Raw genomic sequence first — 19419 nt, forward strand, 5'->3', positions numbered from 1 at the left:
AAGGGTTATGCGTCGGCAATAATCAAATGGGCGGGCGCAGCTTCAAGGGCGGCGCGGGCTTCGGCGGTCAGGCCGCTGTCGGTGATGATGTGGTCAAAGCGTTCCACACCGGCCACCAGCCAGGGGCTGAACTTGGCGTACTTGGACGCATCCGCCAGCAGAAAGGTTTTGTCGGCGCTGGTCATGAGCTGACGCTTGTAATGCATCTTGGCGGAAGTGCTGGTGGTGACGCCGTGGTGCGCGTCCCACACGTTGGTGCCCACAAAGGCCATTGTGAGGCGCAGGCCGCGCAGGTAGGCCACGGCGTCGCTGTCGTTGCAGGCGCGGCTGACAGGATCGATAAGCCCGCCCGAAAGAAAGACGGAAATATGGTCGCAGCCAGAAAGCAGCAGGGCTATTTCCAGGTCAGGCGTGACAACGCCGAGGCTTGTGAGGGGCAGGGTGGGCAGCAGGCGGGCCAGCTCAAGGCTGGTGGTGCCCGCATCAAGGGCAATGAAGTCTTCGTTCTTGATAAACTGGCAGGCGGCGCGTGCTATGACCTGTTTGGCCTCAAGCATGGAAACGGCCTTGCGGGCGCGGGGGATGTCGTTGGCTTCAAAACTCAGGGGCACAGCCCCGCCCCAGGTGAGTTCAAGCTGGTTGCGTTCTTCCAGCAGCTTGAGGTCACGGCGCACTGTCATGGTGGAAATGCCCAGCGCTTCGGCGAGTTCGCGTGTATTGACCGCGCCCCGGTTTTTGATGAGGCGGGCCATTTCTCTGCGGCGTTCTGCTGGCAACATGGCGGCTCCGGAGTGTGACGGGTATGTGTTAATTTTGTTTCAAATTTGTTGTTTTGTGTTATGCCCCTGAAAGGGAATATCGTCAAGACGGGTGAGGTGATTTTGTGGATTAAACTCGTACTTTTTATCTATGTTATCAGAAAAATGTTGTTTTTTGTTAATTAGTGAGAGGTCAGCCAGGGCACTGTGTTCCGCCTCCCCGCCGGGGCAACAAAAAAAGCCCGGAGAATTCCTCCGGGCTGGAAAAATCGTGTTTGCCGCTCCTGTGCCGTATTGCCTGCGGCAAAACGCAAAAAGGCCGCCGGGCACATGATCCGGCAGCCTTCTGCTAGGGTTTACGCGGGCGGGGTAGACCCGCGCTGGCTATGCGTTGCCGAAGAATGGGGGGCGGCGCGTCTGCGCATCGCCGCTGACCCGGAAAATCTGTACCGTATACTGGTCTTTGCCGCTGCACATGGGGCAGCCGTCTGTGACCAGCATGCAGGAAGAATCGAGTTCAAGGGGGTCAATGCCCGCCAGACTGAGAATATGGGTGGCCTTGCCCTGCTCCCACATGACGGGCGAGCCGCAACGGGCGCACTCAACATAGAGCAGTTCAGGGTCAAAGCCTGCGGGCACGGGGGTGCCGCGCAGCGGTTCGGCAATGGCTTTCAGTGTGTTGCTGTACATAGAAACCTCCCGGCTTGCTTCGCGTGTTGCCAGAAGCCTGGCCGCGCGCATACGCAGCCTCGTCTTCCATACATAAGCACAGCGTGCGCCGAGGCAAGCCCTGCCACGGGAATTTATTCTCCACGCGCAGCCGCGCATGCGCCGCATTCGAGGCCGCTTGCCTTGTGGAGCGCGCCCGAATACACTGGGCCTATGTCTGAAAAACATCGTCATATACGTTTGCTACCGCCTGAGTTGCGCAATCAGATCGCCGCAGGTGAAGTGGTGGAGCGCCCTGCCAGCGTGCTCAAGGAGCTGGTTGAAAACAGCCTTGACGCCGATGCCGCGCAGATCGACGTTTGCCTTGAAAACGGCGGGCAGAGCCTTATCAGCGTGCAGGACGACGGGTGCGGCATAGCCGCAGCCGATCTGGAACTGGCCGTCACCCGGCACGCCACGAGCAAGATTGCCAGTCTGTCTGACCTTGAGCACATCAGCTCTTACGGTTTCAGGGGCGAGGCCCTGCCGAGCATTGCCTCGGTTTCCCGGTTTTCCATAACCTCTGCGGTGACTGACCCGGACGGCCAGACACAGGCGCACAGGGTTGAGGTGGAGCACGGCTTGCTGACGGTTTCCGCCCCGGCGGCCCTGCACCGGGGAACGCGGGTGGAAGTGCGCGATCTTTTTTCCAACATACCAGCACGCTTGAAATTTTTAAAGACCCCATCCACAGAGTTCAAACGTGCGCAGGACTGGCTGGCCCGACTGGCGCTGGCCCGCCCCGCCGTGGGCCTGAGCCTGAGCTCCGGCGAGCGCGAGGCTCTGCGGTTTTTACCGGGGCAAAGCCTTTCCGACCGCCTTGGCGTGCTCTGGCCCCGGCTGATTGTGGAGGCCCTGCGCCCCTTTGACGGCACCCGCCACGGCATCCGCGTGCGCGGGTTGGCTGCCCTGCCCAATGTGAGCCAGCCGCGCGGCGACCGCATGCTGTTTTACGTCAATGGCCGCTCGGTGACGGACAAGCGCCTGCTTGCTGCCGTGCGCGAGGCCTACAAGGGCCGTATGACCAGCCGGGATTATCCGCAGGTAGCACTGTTTGTGGAGATGGACCCGGCGGAAGTGGACGTGAACGTACATCCCGCCAAGTCTGAAGTGCGTTTTCGGGATGAGTCCGCCGTGTTTTCTGCCGTGCTGCATGCCGTGCAGGGGGCGCTGCTGACCTCCTACGATGTGGCCGAAAATCTTTGGCCGCATTCGTCTGAGGGTGACACTGCGGAAAGCCCTCTTGAAGCTTCTGCCCAACAATCAGCCCCGCGTCCGCAGGGTTTTTGGGGCAGGCTGGACAACCCGCCTCTTATTAAGCCGCAGGAGCGGGACGACAGGCCGGACGAGGAATCCTCGTGGCAGGCCCGGTTGCCCGAATCAGCCGCAGGCCCGGATAGTGCGGCAAGCTGGTGGGGCGATTCTGTCCAGAGTGATGCAGTATCTGCCCATGAGCCCGCGCCCGCGCAGAAAGAAAGCGCCCTGTTTGTTGCCGCGCCGGAAGATGTATCAGGCCTTGCGGAAGCCGCCTCTGCCTATGCGCACCAAACCCCTGATGCTGTCCCGTATCAGGCTGCGGATACGGCGAACGAGCACAGTGGAGACATTTTTCCGCCCGCGCAGGAACGCCAGCCCTTGAGCGTTGGGCAGTTTGCCTACCTCGGGCAGGTGGCGCTGACCTATCTGGTGCTGCGGGACGCATCCGGCGCGTTGCTGCTGCTCGACCAGCATGCGGCGCACGAGCGAGTGCTGTATGCCCGCCTGCGGCGCGGGGGATTTGCCGGGTCTGGTCAGTTGCTGGCCCTGCCGCTGGATCTGCCCCTGCACCCGGCTGAAACGGAACGTTTTTTTGAACTGCGGCCCCGGCTGGAATCTCTGGGCTTTGCCCTTGAGGTCAGTGGCGGCAACTTGCGCGTCAACGCCATGCCCCCGGTACTCTCCCGCGCCGAAGCCAGGGATTTTTTGCGTGAGGCCCTTGCCGGGCGCAAGGACGATCTGGCCGACATGTTCATATCCATGTCGTGCAAGGGGGCCATCAAGGCCGGGCAACGTCTTGCGGATGACGAGGCCGCCGGGCTGTTGCAGCAGTGGCTGGAAACGCCCGACCGGGAATACTGCCCGCATGGCCGCCCCTGCGTCTTGCGCTGGGACGCCGCCGAACTGGAGAAGATGTTCAAGCGGCGGCAGTCATAAGGGGAAAAGCCGTCAGGCACGGCATCTCATTTCCTGCGCATAAAACAGCGGGCGGCTCTCCCATGAGAACCGCCCGCTTTGCTGTTTATTCGCTGGCTTCGTCAACCAGATAGACAATGGAATAATAGGGGATGCCGCCGTGCAGCGACAGGCCGATCTGGCAGGTGCGGCTGGATGAATAGCCCACCTCGCAGGTGCTTACCTGCATACGCAGGCCCTTGAGCGCGGCCTCGTTGAGTTCGGGATGCGTAAAGCCACGGTCGCCCGCCCAGCCGCAGCAGTTGATGCCGTCCGGCACAACCACGGTTTCGGCGCACTTGCGGGCCAGTTCTTCCAGCTTGCCCTCAAGGCCCATCTTGCGCATGGAGCAAGTGGCGTGCAGGGCCACGGTCTTGGGCAGTTTTTTGAGCTTGAGCGTGTCCATGAGGTTCTCAAGGATAAACTGCACAGGTTCCATGAGCTTGATGCTGGGGTCGAGGGTCTGCTTCATGTGCAGCAGGCAGGGGCTGGTTTCGCACAGCACGGGGTATTCGCCATTGTTGCTGGCCTGACGCAGGGCCTTTTCCAGCTCCTGTTCTTTCTTGTGGGCGGCGTCTGCGAGGCCCTTGCTGGCAAAGGCCATGCCGCAGCACAGCTTGTCCAGATTATTGGGCAGAATGACGTCATACCCGCCCTTGAGAAGTACGCTGATGACGGCTTCCGGCTCTGTGCGGCGGTCGCTGTGCTCCTCGCCGGGGCCCATGTTGCGGGCGATGCAGCTGGGGAAGTAGACGACCTTCTTGGCATTGCCCGAGTACGGGGTGGGCAGATAGACCGAGCCCCCGCCCTTGGGCATGTTTTTGTTCCACAGTGGCACCTTGTTGAAGGTCAGGCAGCGCAGGAGGCGCGAGCCGTCGCGCATGATGGTGGTGCCAAGGGCGCGGTGCAGGGCGTCCACGCTGTTAAGCGCAATGGACATGGCCTTGCAGGTTCCCGCAAAGTGGTCGGCAATGGAACCGGCAATCTTTTTGCTGAGCGATCCGGCGTCCTTTTTGCGCAGGCTCTTGATGAACACGCCCGTATCCACGCCCGCAGGGCAGCGGGGGCGACACAGGCTGTCTGTGGCGCAGGTGGCCTTGCCCATGTATTCGTAGCCCTTTTGCAGCGTTTTCAGCTCGCTGCTATCAGGGGCAACCTCGCGCAGGCGGCAGATTTCGCGGTATACGGTGATGCGCTGGCGCGGCGTGAGCGTAAGATCGCGCGAGGGACAGACAGACTCGCAGAAGCCGCATTCCATACACTTGTCCACCAGTTCGTCGGCGGGGTGCAGGGGCTTGAGATTTTTGAGATGCCCCTGCGAATCGCTGTTGAGCAACACGCCGGGGTTGAGGATGTTCTTGGGGTCGAGCAGGCTCTTGATGCTCTTCATGATGGCGTAGGCCTGACTGCCCCACTCCAGCTCCACAAAGGGCGCGATGTTACGGCCAGTGCCGTGTTCCGCCTTGAGTGAACCATCATACTTTTCTGTAACCAGCTTGCAGAAGTCTTCCATGAAGCCCTTGTAGCGGGCCACTTCTGCCGGAGCGCCAAAATCCTGCCAGAAAACAAAGTGCAGGTTGCCATCGCGCGCGTGGCCGAAGAGCGGGGCCACCGTGTAGCCGTGTCGGGCAAAAAGATTCTGCAGGTCTTTGGCGGCCTCGCCCAGCCTGTCGAGGGTGAAGGCCACGTCTTCAATGACAATGGAGGTGCCCACGGGCCGCATGCCGCCCACCGAGGCCAGAATGCCCTTGCGGATGAGCCACAGCTTGGTGAATTCCTCGGGTTTGTCGGTAAAGGCGTAGGGCCGCACAAAGGTCACGTTGCTGAAAGCCGCATTGATGGTGGCAATGTTCTTTTCAAGCTGTTCGTGGGTGGCGGCACGGGTTTCCACAAGCAGGGAACAGACGTCGTCGTCCAGGGTTTCCAGCCCTTCGGGCAGGCCGGGGGTGCCTTCCACCGAGCGCAGGGATGCCCTGTCCATAAGTTCCGCAGCAGCAACGGGCAGGGTTGCCACGGCAGAAGCCAGATCACAGGCGGCCTTGACCGTGGGCAGGAGCAGCAGGGCAGAGGCCTTGAAGGGGGCCTCCTCCACCGTGCGGTAAGTCACTTCGGCAATAAAACCCAGCGTGCCTTCGGAGCCGACCATGACGTGCTGCAAAATTTCAAAGGGGTCTTCGTAATCCACCAGGGCGTTGAGGCTGTAACCCGTGGTGTTCTTGATCTTGAACTTGCGGCGGATGCGGTCGGCAAGCTCGGGATTGTCCATGATCTGTTTGCGCAGATCGGCAAGGCCGTTGAGAATATGGGCATGGGTTCTGGCAAAGGCGGCGCGGCTTTTGGCGTCCGCCGTGTCCAGCAGGGTGCCGTCTGCCAGCACCATGCGCGAGGAAACAACGGTTTTATAGGAGTTGTCGGATGTGCCGCAGCACATGCCGCTGGCATTGTTGGCAAAGATGCCGCCGATAAAGCAACTGTCGATGGAGGCCGGGTCAGGCCCGATTTTTTTGCCAAATTCCGCCAGAATCTTGTTGGCCCCGGAGCCGATGATGCCGGGTTGCAGGGTGATGCGCTCGGCGTTTTCGCCCACGCGCCAGTTGCGCCAGCCCTTGCCTATGCGCACAAGGACGGAATCGGACACCGCCTGACCGGACAGGCTGGTGCCTGCGGCGCGAAAGGTCACAGGCACGCGCATGCGGTCGGCCAGAGCCACCAGTTGCACCACTTCGGCCTCGTCCAGCACGTCCACCACGATCTTGGGGATCAGGCGGTACACACTGGCATCTGTGCCGTAGGCCAGCAGGCGCAGGGGATCAGTATGGATGCGGTCTTTGGGAATAAAGTCCAGAAGGGCTTCTTTGAATTCTTTGTAGGGAGAAGCAAGCATGGACAAACCTCCGTGGCGGTTCATGCCGTCATTGGGTGGGCGCTTAAAATAGCGCTGGGCGGGGAATTACTGCCGTTGAAACCTGGATGGAATCCCGGCATTTCTGCAAATGCGGGATGTGCTGATCTGGAGATGACAATAGATTACCAATAACAATTCTCGGCTCGGATTGCTACTGTTTTACAATCAAAAAGCACTTCGGCCTGCGCAATCCTTGTGCCCCTGCCGCCCCTGCGTTACAAAAAAGAAAAACAGTTTGCTGATTTGATTTACAGCACTCCAGCGCCTGCCGCTGGGGTTACTGGCGTTTTTGCGTATCGGTTTGAGCATGCGGGGTGTTACGGTCTGATTTTTTATGGAGGTTCCATGAAGCGGCTGATCGTCTTATGCTGTGTCTCTCTGGCCCTGCTGCTGCCTCAGGCAGCCCTTGCCTGCACCACCTTTATTGTCACCAAAGGGGCCAGCGCCGATGGCTCCGTGATGGTAAGCCATTCTGACGACAACGATCTCAACGACCAGTCCATTGTGTACGTTCCCGCCCGCGACTGGCCGGAAGGCGCGCAGCGCCCCGTGTACGATTCCGCCGTGGCGGTGAAGGAAAATCCCGCCACCAATACCTTTCTTGTTCCCCGCCTTTCCGACCCCAAGCGCGCGCCGGGCTATAACCACCCGGATACGCCGCGCACGATTGCCATCGGTTTTATCCCTCAGGTGCGGCACACCTTTGCCTATATTGACGGCAACTACGCGATCATGAACGAGCATGGCCTCATGTTTGGCGAATGCACGGATGGGGCGCACAATACCTGCACGGCAGAGCCGGGCAAGCGCATTTTCTATTCGTCCGAGCTGGCGCGCGTGGCGCTGGAGCGCTGCAAAACCGCCCGCGAGGCCATTGAGCTGATGGGCGCGCTCATTGAGCAGTATGGCTACTACGGGACTGGCGAAACCCTGCCCGTGGCCGACAAAAACGAAGCCTGGGTTATGGAAATGGCCCCCTCCCCGTCGGGAACAGGGGGCTTGTGGGTAGCCCAGCGCGTGCCGGACGGCCAGTTTTTTGTGGCGGCCAACGAATTTCGCATCCGCGACATCACGCCCGGCAACCCCGACCAGATGTACGGCAAAACCCTGTTTGCCACGGTGGACAAGTACAACATGCGCAGCCCCAAGGACGCCTCCAAGCCTCTGGACTGGCTGACCACCGTGAGCGATGGCGAGTATAATCACCCGTATTATTCGCTGCGCCGCGTGTGGCGGGCGCTCTCTCTGGCGGCTCCTTCGCTGAAACTGCCCGCATGGGTGGAAAGCGGCGCAACCCGCGCCTATCCCTTTTCCGTCAAGCCGGACAAGCTGCTGAGCCTGGACGACATCAAGCGCATGCACCGCGACCACTATGAGGGAACGGAATTTGACCTCACCAAGGGCGTTGCGGCGGGGCCGTTTGGCAATCCCAACCGCATTATCGGCCCCAAGGACCCCAGTGGCGACGTAAGCCCGACCACCAAGCTTGAAGGCGCGTGGGAACGGCCCATGGGCATGTATTATGTGGGCTACACAACCATTGCCCAGTATCGGCCCGATGTGCCGGAACCGCTGGCGCTGGTGTGCTGGGTTGCGCTCGCTCCGGCGGCGGAATCTGTCTTTGTGCCGCTGGCGGTCGCCCCCATGCCCGCAGGCTACGAACAGGGCGACACCCGCCGCTTTGCCAATGATTCCGCATGGTGGGCCTATTCTCTGGTGAGCGATTACGCCAACATCCGTTACGACCTGATCTCTCAGGAGATTCAGACCAAAGCCGCCAGCATGGAAGCCGCCTTTGCCGCCCGCGTAGCAGGGCTGCAAAAGGAACTGGCCCCCAAGGCGGCATCATCCCCGGCGCAGGCGCAGGCCTCCTTTGCCAAGGCCCTGCGGGCGCAGGCAGAGGGCGCGTTGCGCGACTGGCGGGAATTTTTCCCCCAACTGGTGGCGCGGCACTGTCAGGGTTTTCTCAACAGCCCGGACAAAATGGCCCAGAACATCGGCTATCCCGATGCATGGCTGCCCCGCACCAACTATTCCACCGGCCCTGTCTCGTATAAAAAGCCCCGGCAGTAGGCTTCGCAATCTGCCAGATAACTCAGGAGGATGCATGTATGTACTGTAATCGTCGGCGTTTCCTGCAATCAATGGCTGTGACGGGCGCGGGCCTGTGCCTGCCCTCGCTCACATGGGCAGGCTTTGACCCCCTGTGGAAGCCTGGCTCCGTGTGCGCCAATCCCATTGACGTGACAGTGTTCGAGATGTTCAAGATCGGCCCTGGCCCTTCCAGTTCACATACCATTGCGCCCATGTCGGCGGGCAATGATTTTATCCATCTGTGCGCCCAGTTGCCGCAGGAGCAGCTTGCCCAGGCGGATGCCGTCAAGGTGCACCTGTACGGCAGCCTCTCGGCCACGGGCAAGGGGCACGGCACTGACCGCGCCGTGGCGGCGGGCCTGCTTGGGCAAAAGCCCGATGAATGCAAGGCCGAATTTCTGGACAACCTTTTTGTAAAGCCGGACGACACTCGCACGGTAGTGCTTGGCCCGGCCCGGATTCCGCTCAAGGATTCGGACGTGATCTTTGAGCAGGGCACCATCGAGGCTCCGTTCAGCAACGTGCTGATCATCGAGCTGCTGGGCAAGGGCAAACAGCTTGCCTCGCGCGAATACTATTCCGTGGGCGGCGGATTCTTGCAGTGGAAGGGCTGGAAGGCACCGGACAAAGGCAAGCCCGTACATGCCTTTGATTCCATGAACGGCCTGCTTGAAATCGTGAAGAACACGGGCAAGAGCATCCCGCTCATTATGCTGGAAAACGAAATGGCCATCACCGGGCAGTCGGAACAGAACATCCGGCAGGGCGCGCAGCGCATCATCCACGTGATGGACAGCTGCGCCGCCACGGGCCTTGGGCTGGAAGGCAAGCTCAAGGGGCCGTTTGGTCTGGAGCGCCGGGCCAAGCTCATGCTGGAGCAGGCCGCCAGCTCGCCGGAGCCAGCGGATGCCTTTGCGGCGCGGCTGTCGGCCTACGGGCAGGCCGGGTCGGAAGAAAACGCCATGGGCCACCCCATTGTAACCGCGCCCACGGCGGGTTCCGCAGGGGTTATGCCTGCGGTGGTGCACATGCTCATCAAGGAGCGCGGCAAAACAGAGGCCGACCTTGTGGACGGTCTGCTGGTGGCTTCTATGGTGGGTACGCTTATCAAGCGGCACGCCAGTGTGGCGGGCGCGGATGTGGGCTGTCAGGGCGAGATCGGCTCGGCCTCAAGTATGGCGGCTGCCATGCTGTCGCAGGTCATGGGCGAAACGCCCGATGTGGTGGAAAATGCGGCGGAGTTCGCGCTGGAGCACCACCTGGGCATGACCTGCGACCCTGTGGGCGGTTATGTGCAGATTCCCTGTATTTCGCGCAACGCCATGAGTTCCGTGAAGTCGTGGAACGCATGGATGATGGCCCGCACCGGGCAGGGCACCAAGCACCCTGTGGGACTTGATCTCTGCATCCGCACCATGAACCAGACAGGCCGCGACATGAAGGATGACTACCGCGAAACCGCGCGCGGCGGGCTGGCATTGTTCTATACGCAGGGGTGCTAGAATCCCCCAAGGCCTTTTGCTTTCGAGGTCGCGCTAACGGCATCGGCTATTTTTGTGGTCGATGCCGTTTTTTATGTTCAATTATCTGAATTTAATATTGTTTAGATTTGTCCGTTGGCTATTCAGATTCACTTGAATCCCATATGATCATTGAGGTATTTCCCCAAGCTGAAGTGTCTAAACGAATATTAGGTGATTCTATTTTGAAGTACATGCTCTCAATTGATGCATACTCAAATCCAATACAGTCATTGTTATCAACATCTTTATGTGAATGTAAAAATCTGTCATAGTAAATTAACAAAACATACAGAGCTGAAAGAGACTTTAAGAAAAATTTTAGGTTGCCAGCAAGAATAGATAATTTATTGTCGTGTTTAATCTCGCCGTATGCATTCCACCAGTCAGGTTTATTTTTAGGCAGACTTTCCCAAGGTTTAAACCTCATCGACCATAAAGGTAACAATGTTTCAACATTAGAAATATCAGGATATAGTTCAAAAAGTCGTGATGCGGCTTTTCCATTATCCTCCTTGTCGGTCATCCGTTTGCGAATAATTTCTACTTCTGTGCAAGTCCTAAGAATGAGGGCTGAAAGCTCAGAGGAATGTGTTTTATAATTATCTTCGCAGATATTGATATACCTTGAAACAGTGGACAGTTCTGTCTCAAGAATTTTAAATTTTTCCCAATGCTGATACCTGGGGTACTGTTCTCTGAGCTTATCACGCAACAAAGACAGGTCTTGCATGCTGTTCTCGGTTGTATAAGGCAATGAGCAAGTATTCAGGCTCGCCATTTCACCCATGCGCTGATCTCTCGGCCAAATTCCGCAAAGTCTTCAATGTGCGTATGCGCCACGGCGTAGACCACATTCCAGTCCAGACTGGTGTATTCGTGCACTGCGATATTGCGCAGGCCAACGCTCTTGGCGAGTTTGCGCGCCACAGCCTCGGAGAGTACCCCCTGTCTGTGCAGCAGCAAAAAGGCCTCCGCCATCGTTGAAGGCACCGCCGGGGAGTCGGCAAGGATGCTGGTGGCAATATCAATGCTGATCTGCACGGCACGTTGCAGGTTCAGAATAAGAATGTCCTGAAGGTCAAAGTCCTCTGCGAGTTGCTGCGCATTTGCCGGTGTTTTCTGGCGGATACGCTCCATACAGCGCTGGAGTGAAACAAGCTTTGCCTTGATGACATCCGTATCCATCAGAACCCCCGTTCCAGACTTTTTTCAATGATTCTTTGGCGTAGCGGCTCCATGTCTGCCTGATCAAAAAGCATGCGCTTGAGCAGCATGGCATGGGCGGTGTCTGAACGCTTGAGGGCCAGTGCGCCTGTGGTCAGCACCTGACGTAAAATCAGCCCCCAGGCCGTAGAAAGGTCAACAAGATCAATCTCTCGTTTCACGGCAAGGCCGAGTTCGGCCATGAGTTCAAGCCGAGCCTCGGGCGAGAGCCGAGATGCCGCAAGCACAGCCACGTCCACATCGCTGTCGGGCCGTAGCGCGTCACGGGCTGCGGAGCCAAACACGAACGCCAGTTGAATTTCAGGATGAGGCGCGAGCGTTCTTGCTACTTGTTGGACGAGGGTGATTGTCATGCTGCGTTCCAGTATTGTGGTGGTTGATGCAACATAACAATCAATATGCGGGATGACCAGCGTGAGTGCGCCCTGCCAAAACAAAAGAGCTGAAACCCGCAAAGGTTTCAGCTCTTTTCTAATCACGTACAAGCAAACTGGCGGAGGGGGAGGGATTTGAACCCCCGGAAGGCTCACACCTTCAACGGTTTTCAAGACCGCCGCGATCAACCGCTCTGCCACCCCTCCGCAGAGGTGTTTTCTCCGGCTTTATGTAGTGCGGCCAAAATGCCGCGTACATGGCGGGAGAAAATATCGACGGCGCGATTACCCTGTGTGAAGGCAATAGCGCCGCCGAAAAAATGTGTCGCTACGCCACTTACTTAATGGCGTCTTTCAGGCCCTTGCCGGGCGTGAACTTGGCAACCTTGCTGGCAGGAATGGTGATTTCCTTGCCGGTGCGGGGGTTGCGACCCTTGCGGGCGGCGCGCTCAACTACCTTGAAGCTGCCGAAACCGGTGAAGGTCACGGATTCGCCAGAGGCCAGGGCTTCGCGCAGCGAGGCCACCACGGCGTCAAGAGCTTCTTCGGCTTTGGCCTTGGTGGGCAGGCCGGCTTTGGCATGGATCTTTTCTACGAGCTCAGCTTTGGTCATGATGCTACTCCATAAAGGATTTCGGTTATTCCCTGCAAGCCGGATCGGGTAGACATGCCAGAAGTCTGGTGCCGGGGCCCGATTCGCCGCACTCAAATGAAACAGCCGCAAAAAAGCCGCCAAGGCTTTTTCACGTCATGGGGGAATCGTAAGCAAAACCGCTTCTACAGCGGTCAGAACTTTTGTTTCCTTACGTTAGGGGCGGTTTCCTGTCAACGAAAAAGCGCAGAATCCCGCGTCTGCTCTAGCTTTTCACGAAATACCGTTTGGGCAAACAGGCTCAATACAAGAGTCTGCCCCGTACTGGAAGTTTTTTATCTGTCCGAAAATAATGATTAAAAATACTGTTATAGATCGACCAGGCAAACTTCATCATCGCTGAGGTTGCGGCCCAGAAAAAGGCTGCCTGTCCGGGCAAAGCGGGCTGCATTATCTGTGGTCAAAAAACGGTAGTGCGCGCCGCTATCCGCGGGCTGCAGCAGGTTGGTGGCCCGCAGCTCGTCAGCCACGCACAGCGCCGTGGTGGCGGCAGAATCCACTATGCGAACCTGCGGCCCCACCACGTTTTGCAGTGCTTCCTGCAACAGTGGAAAATGCGTGCAGCCCAGCAGCAGGGTATCGGGTTTCAGATTTCCTGTGGGGGCTGCTCCCTCAAATGGAAAAATATCAGCCAGATAGCGTCTTGCGACGCCTTCCACAATGGGGCCGTTCATCCAGCCTTCTTCGGCTAGGGGCACAAACAGGGTGCAGGCACGCCCGGTCACAACGGCGTCAGGCCGGATGCGTGCAATGGCCTTCTGGTATGCGCCGCCGGAGATGGTGGCTTCTGTCGCCACTACTACTATATGACCGTTGGCGCTGGCTGCGGCAGCCGCCTGCGCGCCAGGATCCACCACGCCCATGACCGGCAGCGGGGCAAACTGCTCCCGCACTGCGGAAAGCGCCGCAGAGGTAGCCGTATTGCAGGCAATAACGAGCATTTTAACGCCCAGGTCCACCAGCTTTTGGGCGGCCTTGAGCGTATAGCGCGTTATAGTGTCGCGCCCCTTGGTGCCGTAGGGCAGGCGGGCGGTGTCGCCAAGGTAGAGCAGATCTTCGCCGGGCAGACATTCTGCCAGAGCCTTGAAAACCGTGAGGCCGCCCATGCCGGAATCAAACAGGCCAATGGGCAACCGGGAAGAATCATTCATTGCAATTTCCTTTACAGTGCCGCGCGCGATACTGCAAAACGCGCGCCTTGGGGCCTTTGCTGCCTGCCCAAAACAGACGAAGCGCCTCCGGCGCTGCCCTGAGGCAGGTCGAAAGCGCTCCGGCCAGAAAAATTCCGGGCGGCAGCGGCGCTAGAAACCTTGGCCCAAATAGCGCACGGCTGTAAAGAGCAAAACTGCGGTCAAAAGGGCCTTCAAGGCAATGGAAGGCACAAACTTCTGACAACGCGCACCGGCATACATGCCGCACATGCCGCCAAGGCCCACCAGAACGCCCATGCGCCAGTCAGGCGCAACGGCCATATCCGGGTAAAAGGGCGCGAGCAGGGCGTAAAACGACACGCCCGCAACGGATGTTACAAAGGTGGCAAAGAGCGTGGAGCCTGCAACAACATAGACAGGTAGCCCGAAAAACGAAACCAGAAACGGCGCCATAATGGCACCGCCGCCGATGCCGTAGATGCCGCCCACAAGCCCCACCACAAGGCTCAGCAGCACAAGCGCGCGGGTGGCGACAACATACTTGGTTTCCTGAAACACAAAGGCCACTTCCTTCATGTTCCAGTAAAGCACGTGGCAGCACATGAGCCTGCCGTTTTTGTCCTCGCAGGTGGGCATGTTCTCTTTCTTTTCCTTGCGCGCCCACAGCGAGGCCCTGCCTTGCCATGTGGTCATGGCCATGCGCCCGCCAATGTACAGCAATACAAGACCCGCAAAAATTTTAAAGCTCTGGGGATTGGGCAGCAGATTGATGCGCACGATGGCCCCTATAAACACGCCCGGCAATGTGCCCAGGGCAATGGTAAAGGCCAGCGGCCACACAAGCCGCCCCTCGTGCCAGTAACGCCATACGCCCGAGGGACAGGCCAGCACGTTAAAGAACTGGTTGGTGGCGCTGACGCTGGGGTTGGTATAACCCAGAACGCTCATCTGAAACGGCAGCAGCAAAAAAGCGCCCGAGATGCCGCCCATGGATGTGAAAAAAGAGATGCCCAGAGCCACCGCAAAAGGAACAAACGGGTTGCACTCAATGCCTGCAGTGGGAAAATACATGCTGGCCTCCTGCGCGAATGGCGTTGTAACTAGAGTAAAATATTAAATAAATTCTTTGCATGGGAAGTTCTAATGTTCACGGTTTCTATAATAACCGTGAACATTGAAATTGTCACGCCATTCCGCAAAAGGTTTGCCGCCGCCGCTTGCTGGCGCGCTGATTTTTCCTGCGATGCCGGGGCATCATGCCAGCCTGCGCGTTGCCTGCGCAGCGGCAAAAAGGTATGATACATCTTTCAAAGCCACTAGCCGCCAATCCCCCCACGGCAACAACAAGCAGAGGATGCACCATGCTGGCCATTCTGGACTACAAGGCAGGCAATCAGACGAGCGTGCGCCGCGCCCTTGAACATTTGGGTATACCTTGCGCCATCACGGCGGACCCCGCAACACTGGAACGCGCCCACGGCATCATTTTCCCCGGTGTGGGCGCTGCCGGGCAGGCCATGCGCGCCCTGCACCCCACGGGCCTTGACGTGCTGCTGCGCGAGTGCGTCAAGCGCGGCCAGCCCCTGCTGGGTATCTGTCTGGGCTGCCAGATTCTGCTTGACCGCAGTGAAGAAAACGACACCACAACCCTTGGCATCGTGCCGGGCCTGTGCCGCCGTTTTGAAGACAACATGCGCGAAGAGGACGGCACCCCCGCGCCCATCCCGCATATGGGCTGGAACAGCCTGAAGGCGACCGCCCCCTGCCCTCTGCTCGCGGGTGTTGCCCCCACTGCGGAATTTTATTTCGTGCATAGCTATTATGTGGAGCCGGACCCCACCTTTGTGATTGCCACCACCACCTACGGCAAGGAATTCTGCTCCGTATACGGGCGCGACGGCCTGTGGGCCACCCAGTTCCATCCCGAAAAAAGCGGGCGACCGGGGCTGACAATTCTGCGCAACTTCTACGACTACTGCGAGGCGCGTCATGCTCAGTAAGCGAGTGATTCCCTGTCTGGATGTGCGCAACGGCCGACTGACCAAGGGCGTCAAATTCGTGGGCAACGAAGACATCGGCGATCCGGTTGAAACCGCGCGGCGGTACTATGAAGAAGGCGCGGACGAAATCGTGTTTTACGACATCACGGCCTCTGCCGAGGCGCGCGGTATCTTTATTGATGTAGTGGAGCACGTGGCGGAGCAGATTTTTATTCCATTTTCTGTTGGCGGCGGCATTTCCAGCGTGGCGGATATGCGCGCCGTGCTGCTGGCCGGGGCGGAAAAGGTTTCCGTCAATTCGGCTGCGGTCAAGGATCCGCACATTATCAGCGATGGCGCGGATGCTTTCGGTTCCCAGGCTATCGTGGTGGGCATGGACGTGCTGGCTGTTCCGGTAAGCGCAGAAATCCCCTCGGGCTATGAGATCGTCATCCACGGCGGCCGCAAACGCATGGGGCTGGATGCCATTGCCTGGGCGCGCCGCTGTCAGGAGCTGGGCGCTGGCGAGCTCTGCGTCAATTCCATTGATGCGGACGGCACCAAGGATGGTTACGAACTCAAGCTGACCCGCGCCATAGTCGATGCCGTGTCCATCCCCGTGATCGCTTCCGGCGGTGCGGGCGAGCCGCGCCACATGCTCGAGGCAGTTACCGAAGGCGGGGCCTCTGCTGCGCTGATCGCGTCCATTGTTCACTACGGGCAGTATTCCATCCGGCAGTGCAAGGAATATATAGCCGGGCACGGGGCCAAGGTGCGTATGACCTGGTAGGCCCGGTCCAAGGCTTGTGCGGCCTTTTGTCGTATCAAGAGTAGAAGATATGAGTAAAAATCTTTTCCGCGCGGATCAGGTTCCAGCTGCGCTTGCCGCCGCGCTGCGCGATCTGCCCCGCCTGGCGGTGGCTTTTTCCGGCGGGCTGGACAGCCGCTTTTTATGCCATGCGGCCCTGTTGTGCGGTTGCGACGTATTGGCTGTGCATGTTTATGGCCCGCACATCCCCCCGCAGGAAAGCGCCGGGGCCGCAGCCTGGGCGCGTGAGCGCGGCCTGCGCCTGCACACGGCGCGGTTTGATCCTCTTGCCCTGGCGGAGGTGGAGACCAACAGCCCCCAGCGTTGCTACGGCTGTAAGACTGGGCTTGTGGCTCTGTTGCGCGGCGAGCTTGCCCCCATGGCGGAAGCTCATGACCGCGTGCTCTGCGATGGCACCAATGCGGATGATTTGCAGGCCTACAGACCGGGACTGCGCGCACTTGAAGAAGGCCGCGTGCATTCCCCCCTGGCTGAAGCCGGGCTGACCAAGGCGCAAGTGCGCGAGGCCGCCCGCGCCACAGGGCTGGACAGGCCGTGGCAGCGCGCACGCCCCTGCCTGCTGACGCGGCTGGCCTACGGCATGCGGCCCGAGGCCGGCACTCTGGCGCGTCTGGCGGCGGCGGAGGCCGATCTTGCGGCTTTGGGGGCAACCGCCTCCGCACAAGGGGAGTCGCAATGCGTTGTGCTGGAGGAGGGCAGTGTGGGCGCGCTGGGGGATTTTCGTCTGCGGCTCACGCCGGAGCCTGTGTTGCAGGCTGAAAAACTGCCGGAAGAACTGCTCCCCGAATTGCGGAACATCCTGATCCGTCATGGTTTCTGGCCGTGCGGGCTGGAGGCTGGCGGCAATATCAGCGGCTTTTACGATGCGGGCAACAGCGCCGGAAGGCACTAGACGAGGCAGATATTTTTCCGCCTGCGGTCAGTGTTTTCGGCCCGGAATGTGGCTCGGGGCTGGACTTTGCCGATCAAAGAGCATATGAATACCCACTTATATTAACGGGGCTTGCCCCTGGAGGGAATCATGGCACATAAGAAAATTGAGCGTAAGAAAGAACTGGATCGCCGCCGTAAGCGCCGTGAAGAGCGTCTGAAGCAGCGCGTGCGCGAAGCCAAGGCTGCCAAGGCCTAAGCTTCGGACACGGGAAACCGGCGTTCCGACGGCTGCGGATTGACGCGCCGTCACATATGGTGCTCGGCCCGGCTGCCTCCTGGCAGCCGCGCGGGGCGCAAACAAGCAGCAGCGGTCAGCGCGGCAGCATGCCGTGTCATGGCCTTTTTAGTGTTACCATGCCTATCTACGAATATCAGTGCCCCAAGTGTCAGCATACGTTTGAGGAATGGGTCAAGGCATCGGAATCCCACGGGCAGGAACCCTGCCCCAAGTGCGGTGAGCCTTCGCCCCGCATCATGTCGCACACCTCGTTCGTCCTCAAGGGCGGCGGCTGGTATGTGAGCGACTACGGCTACCGCAAGGGCGTCAAGGAAGAAGGCGGCTCAACGGCCTCCTCCTCCGACACCTCCGGCGGTTCCTCTGCCCCCGCTTCCGGCGGTACGGCAGGCGAAAAAGCCTCCGCATCAGCATCCGATTCTGGAAACAGCGCCGCCAAGGCGGCCCCCGCCCCTACGCCAACCACAGGGTCCGCAGCGTCGGCACCCACCAAAGCCGCCAGCTCGGCTTCATGAGGCAGCCATGATTGATCGCTACACCCGTCAGGAAATGGGCCGTATCTGGACCCTTGAGAACCGCTATCAGGCATGGCTTGATGTGGAAGTTGCCGTTTGCCGGGCCTGGAGCGACATGGGCCGCATCCCGGCCGCCGCGGTGGAAAATATTCAGGCCAAGGCTTCCATTGATGTGGATCGCATTCTGGCTATTGAAGAAGTGACCCGCCACGACGTCATCGCTTTTTTGACCTCGCTTGAAGAAAAGGTTGGCGCGGAAGACGCGCGCTACATCCATCTGGGCTGTACCTCCTCCGATATCGTGGATACGGCCAACGCCCTTCTGCTCATGCAGGCCGGGCGCCTGATTCTCAAGGACATCCGCGCGCTCCTGACCGCCATTGAAAGTCTGGCCCGCCGCCACAAGGGTGTGCTGTGCATGGGCCGCACCCACGGCATCCACGCGGAACCCACCAGCTTTGGGCTCAAAATGGCCGGATTTTACGCCGAATTTGAGCGGCACCTTGCCCGGGTTGAAGCCGGGATTGAAAGCGTGCGCGTGGGTAAAATCTCCGGCGCGGTGGGTACCTATGCATTTTTGTCGCCCGAGCTTGAGCAGCGCGCCCTGAGCTATCTTGAGCTTGAGGTTGATCCGCATTCCACCCAGATCATTCAGCGCGACCGTTACGCCCACTTCTTCACCTCGCTTGCCGTGCTGGCTGGCGGTGTGGAGCGCCTGTGCGTGGAACTGCGCCACCTGCAACGCACGGAAGTGCTCGAGGTGGAAGAAGGCTTTGCCAAGGGACAGAAGGGTTCGTCGGCCATGCCGCACAAAAAGAACCCCATCTCGGCAGAAAATATGAGCGGTCTTTCGCGCCTTTTGCGTACCAACGCTCTTGCCTCGCTGGAAAATCAGGCCCTGTGGCACGAGCGCGACATCAGCCATTCTTCCGTGGAGCGGGTTATCATGCCCGATTCCACCATCCTGGCCGATTATGTGCTGACCCGCCTCACAAAACTGCTTGAAGGGCTGGTGGTCAAGCCCGAGCGCATGCGTGAAAATATGGAACGTTCTTACGGCCTGTATTTTTCGCAGCGTGTGCTGACGGCCCTTATTGCCACCGGGCTTCCGCGCCAGCAGGCGTATGAAGCCGTGCAGCGCCTTGCCATGCAGAGCTGGGAAAGCCGCACGCCCTTCCCCGATCTGGTGCGCAACGATGCCGACATGAGCGGGCGGCTGGGCGCAGCTGCGTTGGCCGAGCTTTTTGATCCTTCGTACTACCTGCAGCACGAAGACGAAATTTTTGCCCGGGTGTTCAAGAACGCTGCGGCCAACAAGGCGTAAGGAG

At 59.3% G+C, this 19419-nt stretch carries 17 protein-coding genes and 1 tRNA gene; 8 read left to right on the forward strand and 10 right to left on the reverse strand.

Features of this window, described 5'->3' with window-relative positions:
• Positions 1–5: 5 nt before the first annotated feature.
• Both ACUZ9Q_RS14535 and ACUZ9Q_RS14540 read right to left on the reverse strand, forming a co-directional pair.
• Positions 6–779, reverse strand: coding sequence for a DeoR/GlpR family DNA-binding transcription regulator (locus ACUZ9Q_RS14535; RefSeq protein ID WP_449248103.1), 774 nt, complete (start codon positions 777–779; stop codon positions 6–8).
• Positions 780–1142: 363 nt separating this feature from the next.
• Entirely contained in the window at positions 1143–1448 is a 306-nt protein-coding gene (locus ACUZ9Q_RS14540) for a hypothetical protein (RefSeq protein WP_051135428.1), read from the reverse strand.
• 192 nt (positions 1449–1640) lie between these two features.
• Here ACUZ9Q_RS14540 and mutL point away from each other — a divergent pair, with 192 nt between their 5' ends.
• Positions 1641–3659, forward strand: a complete 2019-nt coding sequence (gene mutL, locus ACUZ9Q_RS14545) for a DNA mismatch repair endonuclease MutL (RefSeq protein WP_449248104.1) — start codon at positions 1641–1643, stop codon at positions 3657–3659.
• 85 nt (positions 3660–3744) lie between these two features.
• On the opposite strand, the gene ACUZ9Q_RS14550 is transcribed toward mutL, so the two are convergent.
• Entirely contained in the window at positions 3745–6561 is a 2817-nt protein-coding gene (locus tag ACUZ9Q_RS14550; RefSeq protein WP_449248105.1) for an FAD-binding and (Fe-S)-binding domain-containing protein, read from the reverse strand.
• A gap of 366 nt (positions 6562–6927) precedes the next feature.
• Here ACUZ9Q_RS14550 and ACUZ9Q_RS14555 point away from each other — a divergent pair, with 366 nt between their 5' ends.
• Positions 6928–8655 carry a dipeptidase gene (locus ACUZ9Q_RS14555; RefSeq protein WP_449248106.1) on the forward strand — a complete coding sequence of 576 codons (1728 nt, stop codon included), beginning with the start codon at positions 6928–6930 and terminating at the stop codon, positions 8653–8655.
• Between the two features lie 38 nt (positions 8656–8693).
• A complete protein-coding gene (locus ACUZ9Q_RS14560) occupies positions 8694–10178 on the forward strand; it encodes an L-serine ammonia-lyase (protein ID WP_449248107.1) in 1485 nt (494 codons plus the stop codon).
• Between the two features lie 118 nt (positions 10179–10296).
• Here the strand turns inward: ACUZ9Q_RS14560 and ACUZ9Q_RS14565 are convergent, their stop codons facing one another.
• The 7 genes from ACUZ9Q_RS14565 to ACUZ9Q_RS14595 all read right to left on the reverse strand — a co-directional run bounded on the left by ACUZ9Q_RS14565 (position 10297) and on the right by ACUZ9Q_RS14595 (position 14671).
• Positions 10297–10929, reverse strand: coding sequence for a hypothetical protein (locus tag ACUZ9Q_RS14565; RefSeq protein WP_215647537.1), 633 nt, complete (start codon positions 10927–10929; stop codon positions 10297–10299).
• A 35-nt stretch (positions 10930–10964) separates the two neighbouring features.
• Entirely contained in the window at positions 10965–11384 is a 420-nt protein-coding gene (gene hepT / locus ACUZ9Q_RS14570; RefSeq protein ID WP_449248108.1) for a type VII toxin-antitoxin system HepT family RNase toxin, read from the reverse strand.
• The gene (mntA, locus tag ACUZ9Q_RS14575) at positions 11384–11776 is read right to left on the reverse strand and encodes a type VII toxin-antitoxin system MntA family adenylyltransferase antitoxin (protein WP_215647539.1); all 393 of its coding nucleotides are present in this window, start codon (positions 11774–11776) and stop codon (positions 11384–11386) included. The genes hepT and mntA overlap by 1 nt, the downstream gene beginning before the upstream one ends.
• Before the next feature lie 138 nt (positions 11777–11914).
• Positions 11915–12004: transfer RNA gene (locus ACUZ9Q_RS14580), tRNA-Ser, on the reverse strand.
• A 130-nt stretch (positions 12005–12134) separates the two neighbouring features.
• Positions 12135–12410, reverse strand: a complete 276-nt coding sequence (locus ACUZ9Q_RS14585) for an HU family DNA-binding protein (RefSeq protein WP_022659096.1) — start codon at positions 12408–12410, stop codon at positions 12135–12137.
• A gap of 347 nt (positions 12411–12757) precedes the next feature.
• Positions 12758–13600 carry a glutamate racemase gene (gene murI / locus ACUZ9Q_RS14590; protein WP_449248109.1) on the reverse strand — a complete coding sequence of 281 codons (843 nt, stop codon included), beginning with the start codon at positions 13598–13600 and terminating at the stop codon, positions 12758–12760.
• Between the two features lie 150 nt (positions 13601–13750).
• On the reverse strand, positions 13751–14671 hold the full coding sequence (locus tag ACUZ9Q_RS14595) for a sulfite exporter TauE/SafE family protein (RefSeq protein WP_449248110.1): 921 nt from the start codon (positions 14669–14671) through the stop codon (positions 13751–13753).
• A 290-nt stretch (positions 14672–14961) separates the two neighbouring features.
• Here ACUZ9Q_RS14595 and hisH point away from each other — a divergent pair, with 290 nt between their 5' ends.
• The 5 genes from hisH (at position 14962) to purB (ending at position 19415) form a co-directional block, all read left to right on the forward strand.
• On the forward strand, positions 14962–15600 hold the full coding sequence (hisH, locus tag ACUZ9Q_RS14600) for an imidazole glycerol phosphate synthase subunit HisH (protein ID WP_192113195.1): 639 nt from the start codon (positions 14962–14964) through the stop codon (positions 15598–15600).
• Positions 15590–16369 carry an imidazole glycerol phosphate synthase subunit HisF gene (hisF, locus tag ACUZ9Q_RS14605; protein ID WP_449248111.1) on the forward strand — a complete coding sequence of 260 codons (780 nt, stop codon included), beginning with the start codon at positions 15590–15592 and terminating at the stop codon, positions 16367–16369. Before hisH ends, hisF begins: the two co-directional genes overlap by 11 nt.
• Positions 16370–16418: 49 nt before the next feature.
• Positions 16419–17300 (forward strand): PP-loop family protein, encoded by an 882-nt coding sequence (locus tag ACUZ9Q_RS14610; protein WP_449248112.1) that lies wholly within the window; start codon positions 16419–16421, stop codon positions 17298–17300.
• Between the two features lie 395 nt (positions 17301–17695).
• Positions 17696–18091 (forward strand): FmdB family zinc ribbon protein, encoded by a 396-nt coding sequence (locus ACUZ9Q_RS14615; RefSeq protein ID WP_192113198.1) that lies wholly within the window; start codon positions 17696–17698, stop codon positions 18089–18091.
• 7 nt (positions 18092–18098) lie between these two features.
• The gene (gene purB, locus ACUZ9Q_RS14620; protein ID WP_192113199.1) at positions 18099–19415 is read left to right on the forward strand and encodes an adenylosuccinate lyase; all 1317 of its coding nucleotides are present in this window, start codon (positions 18099–18101) and stop codon (positions 19413–19415) included.
• Positions 19416–19419 lie beyond the last annotated feature (4 nt).

The sequence above is a fragment of the Desulfovibrio desulfopostgatei genome, from assembly GCF_053570645.1.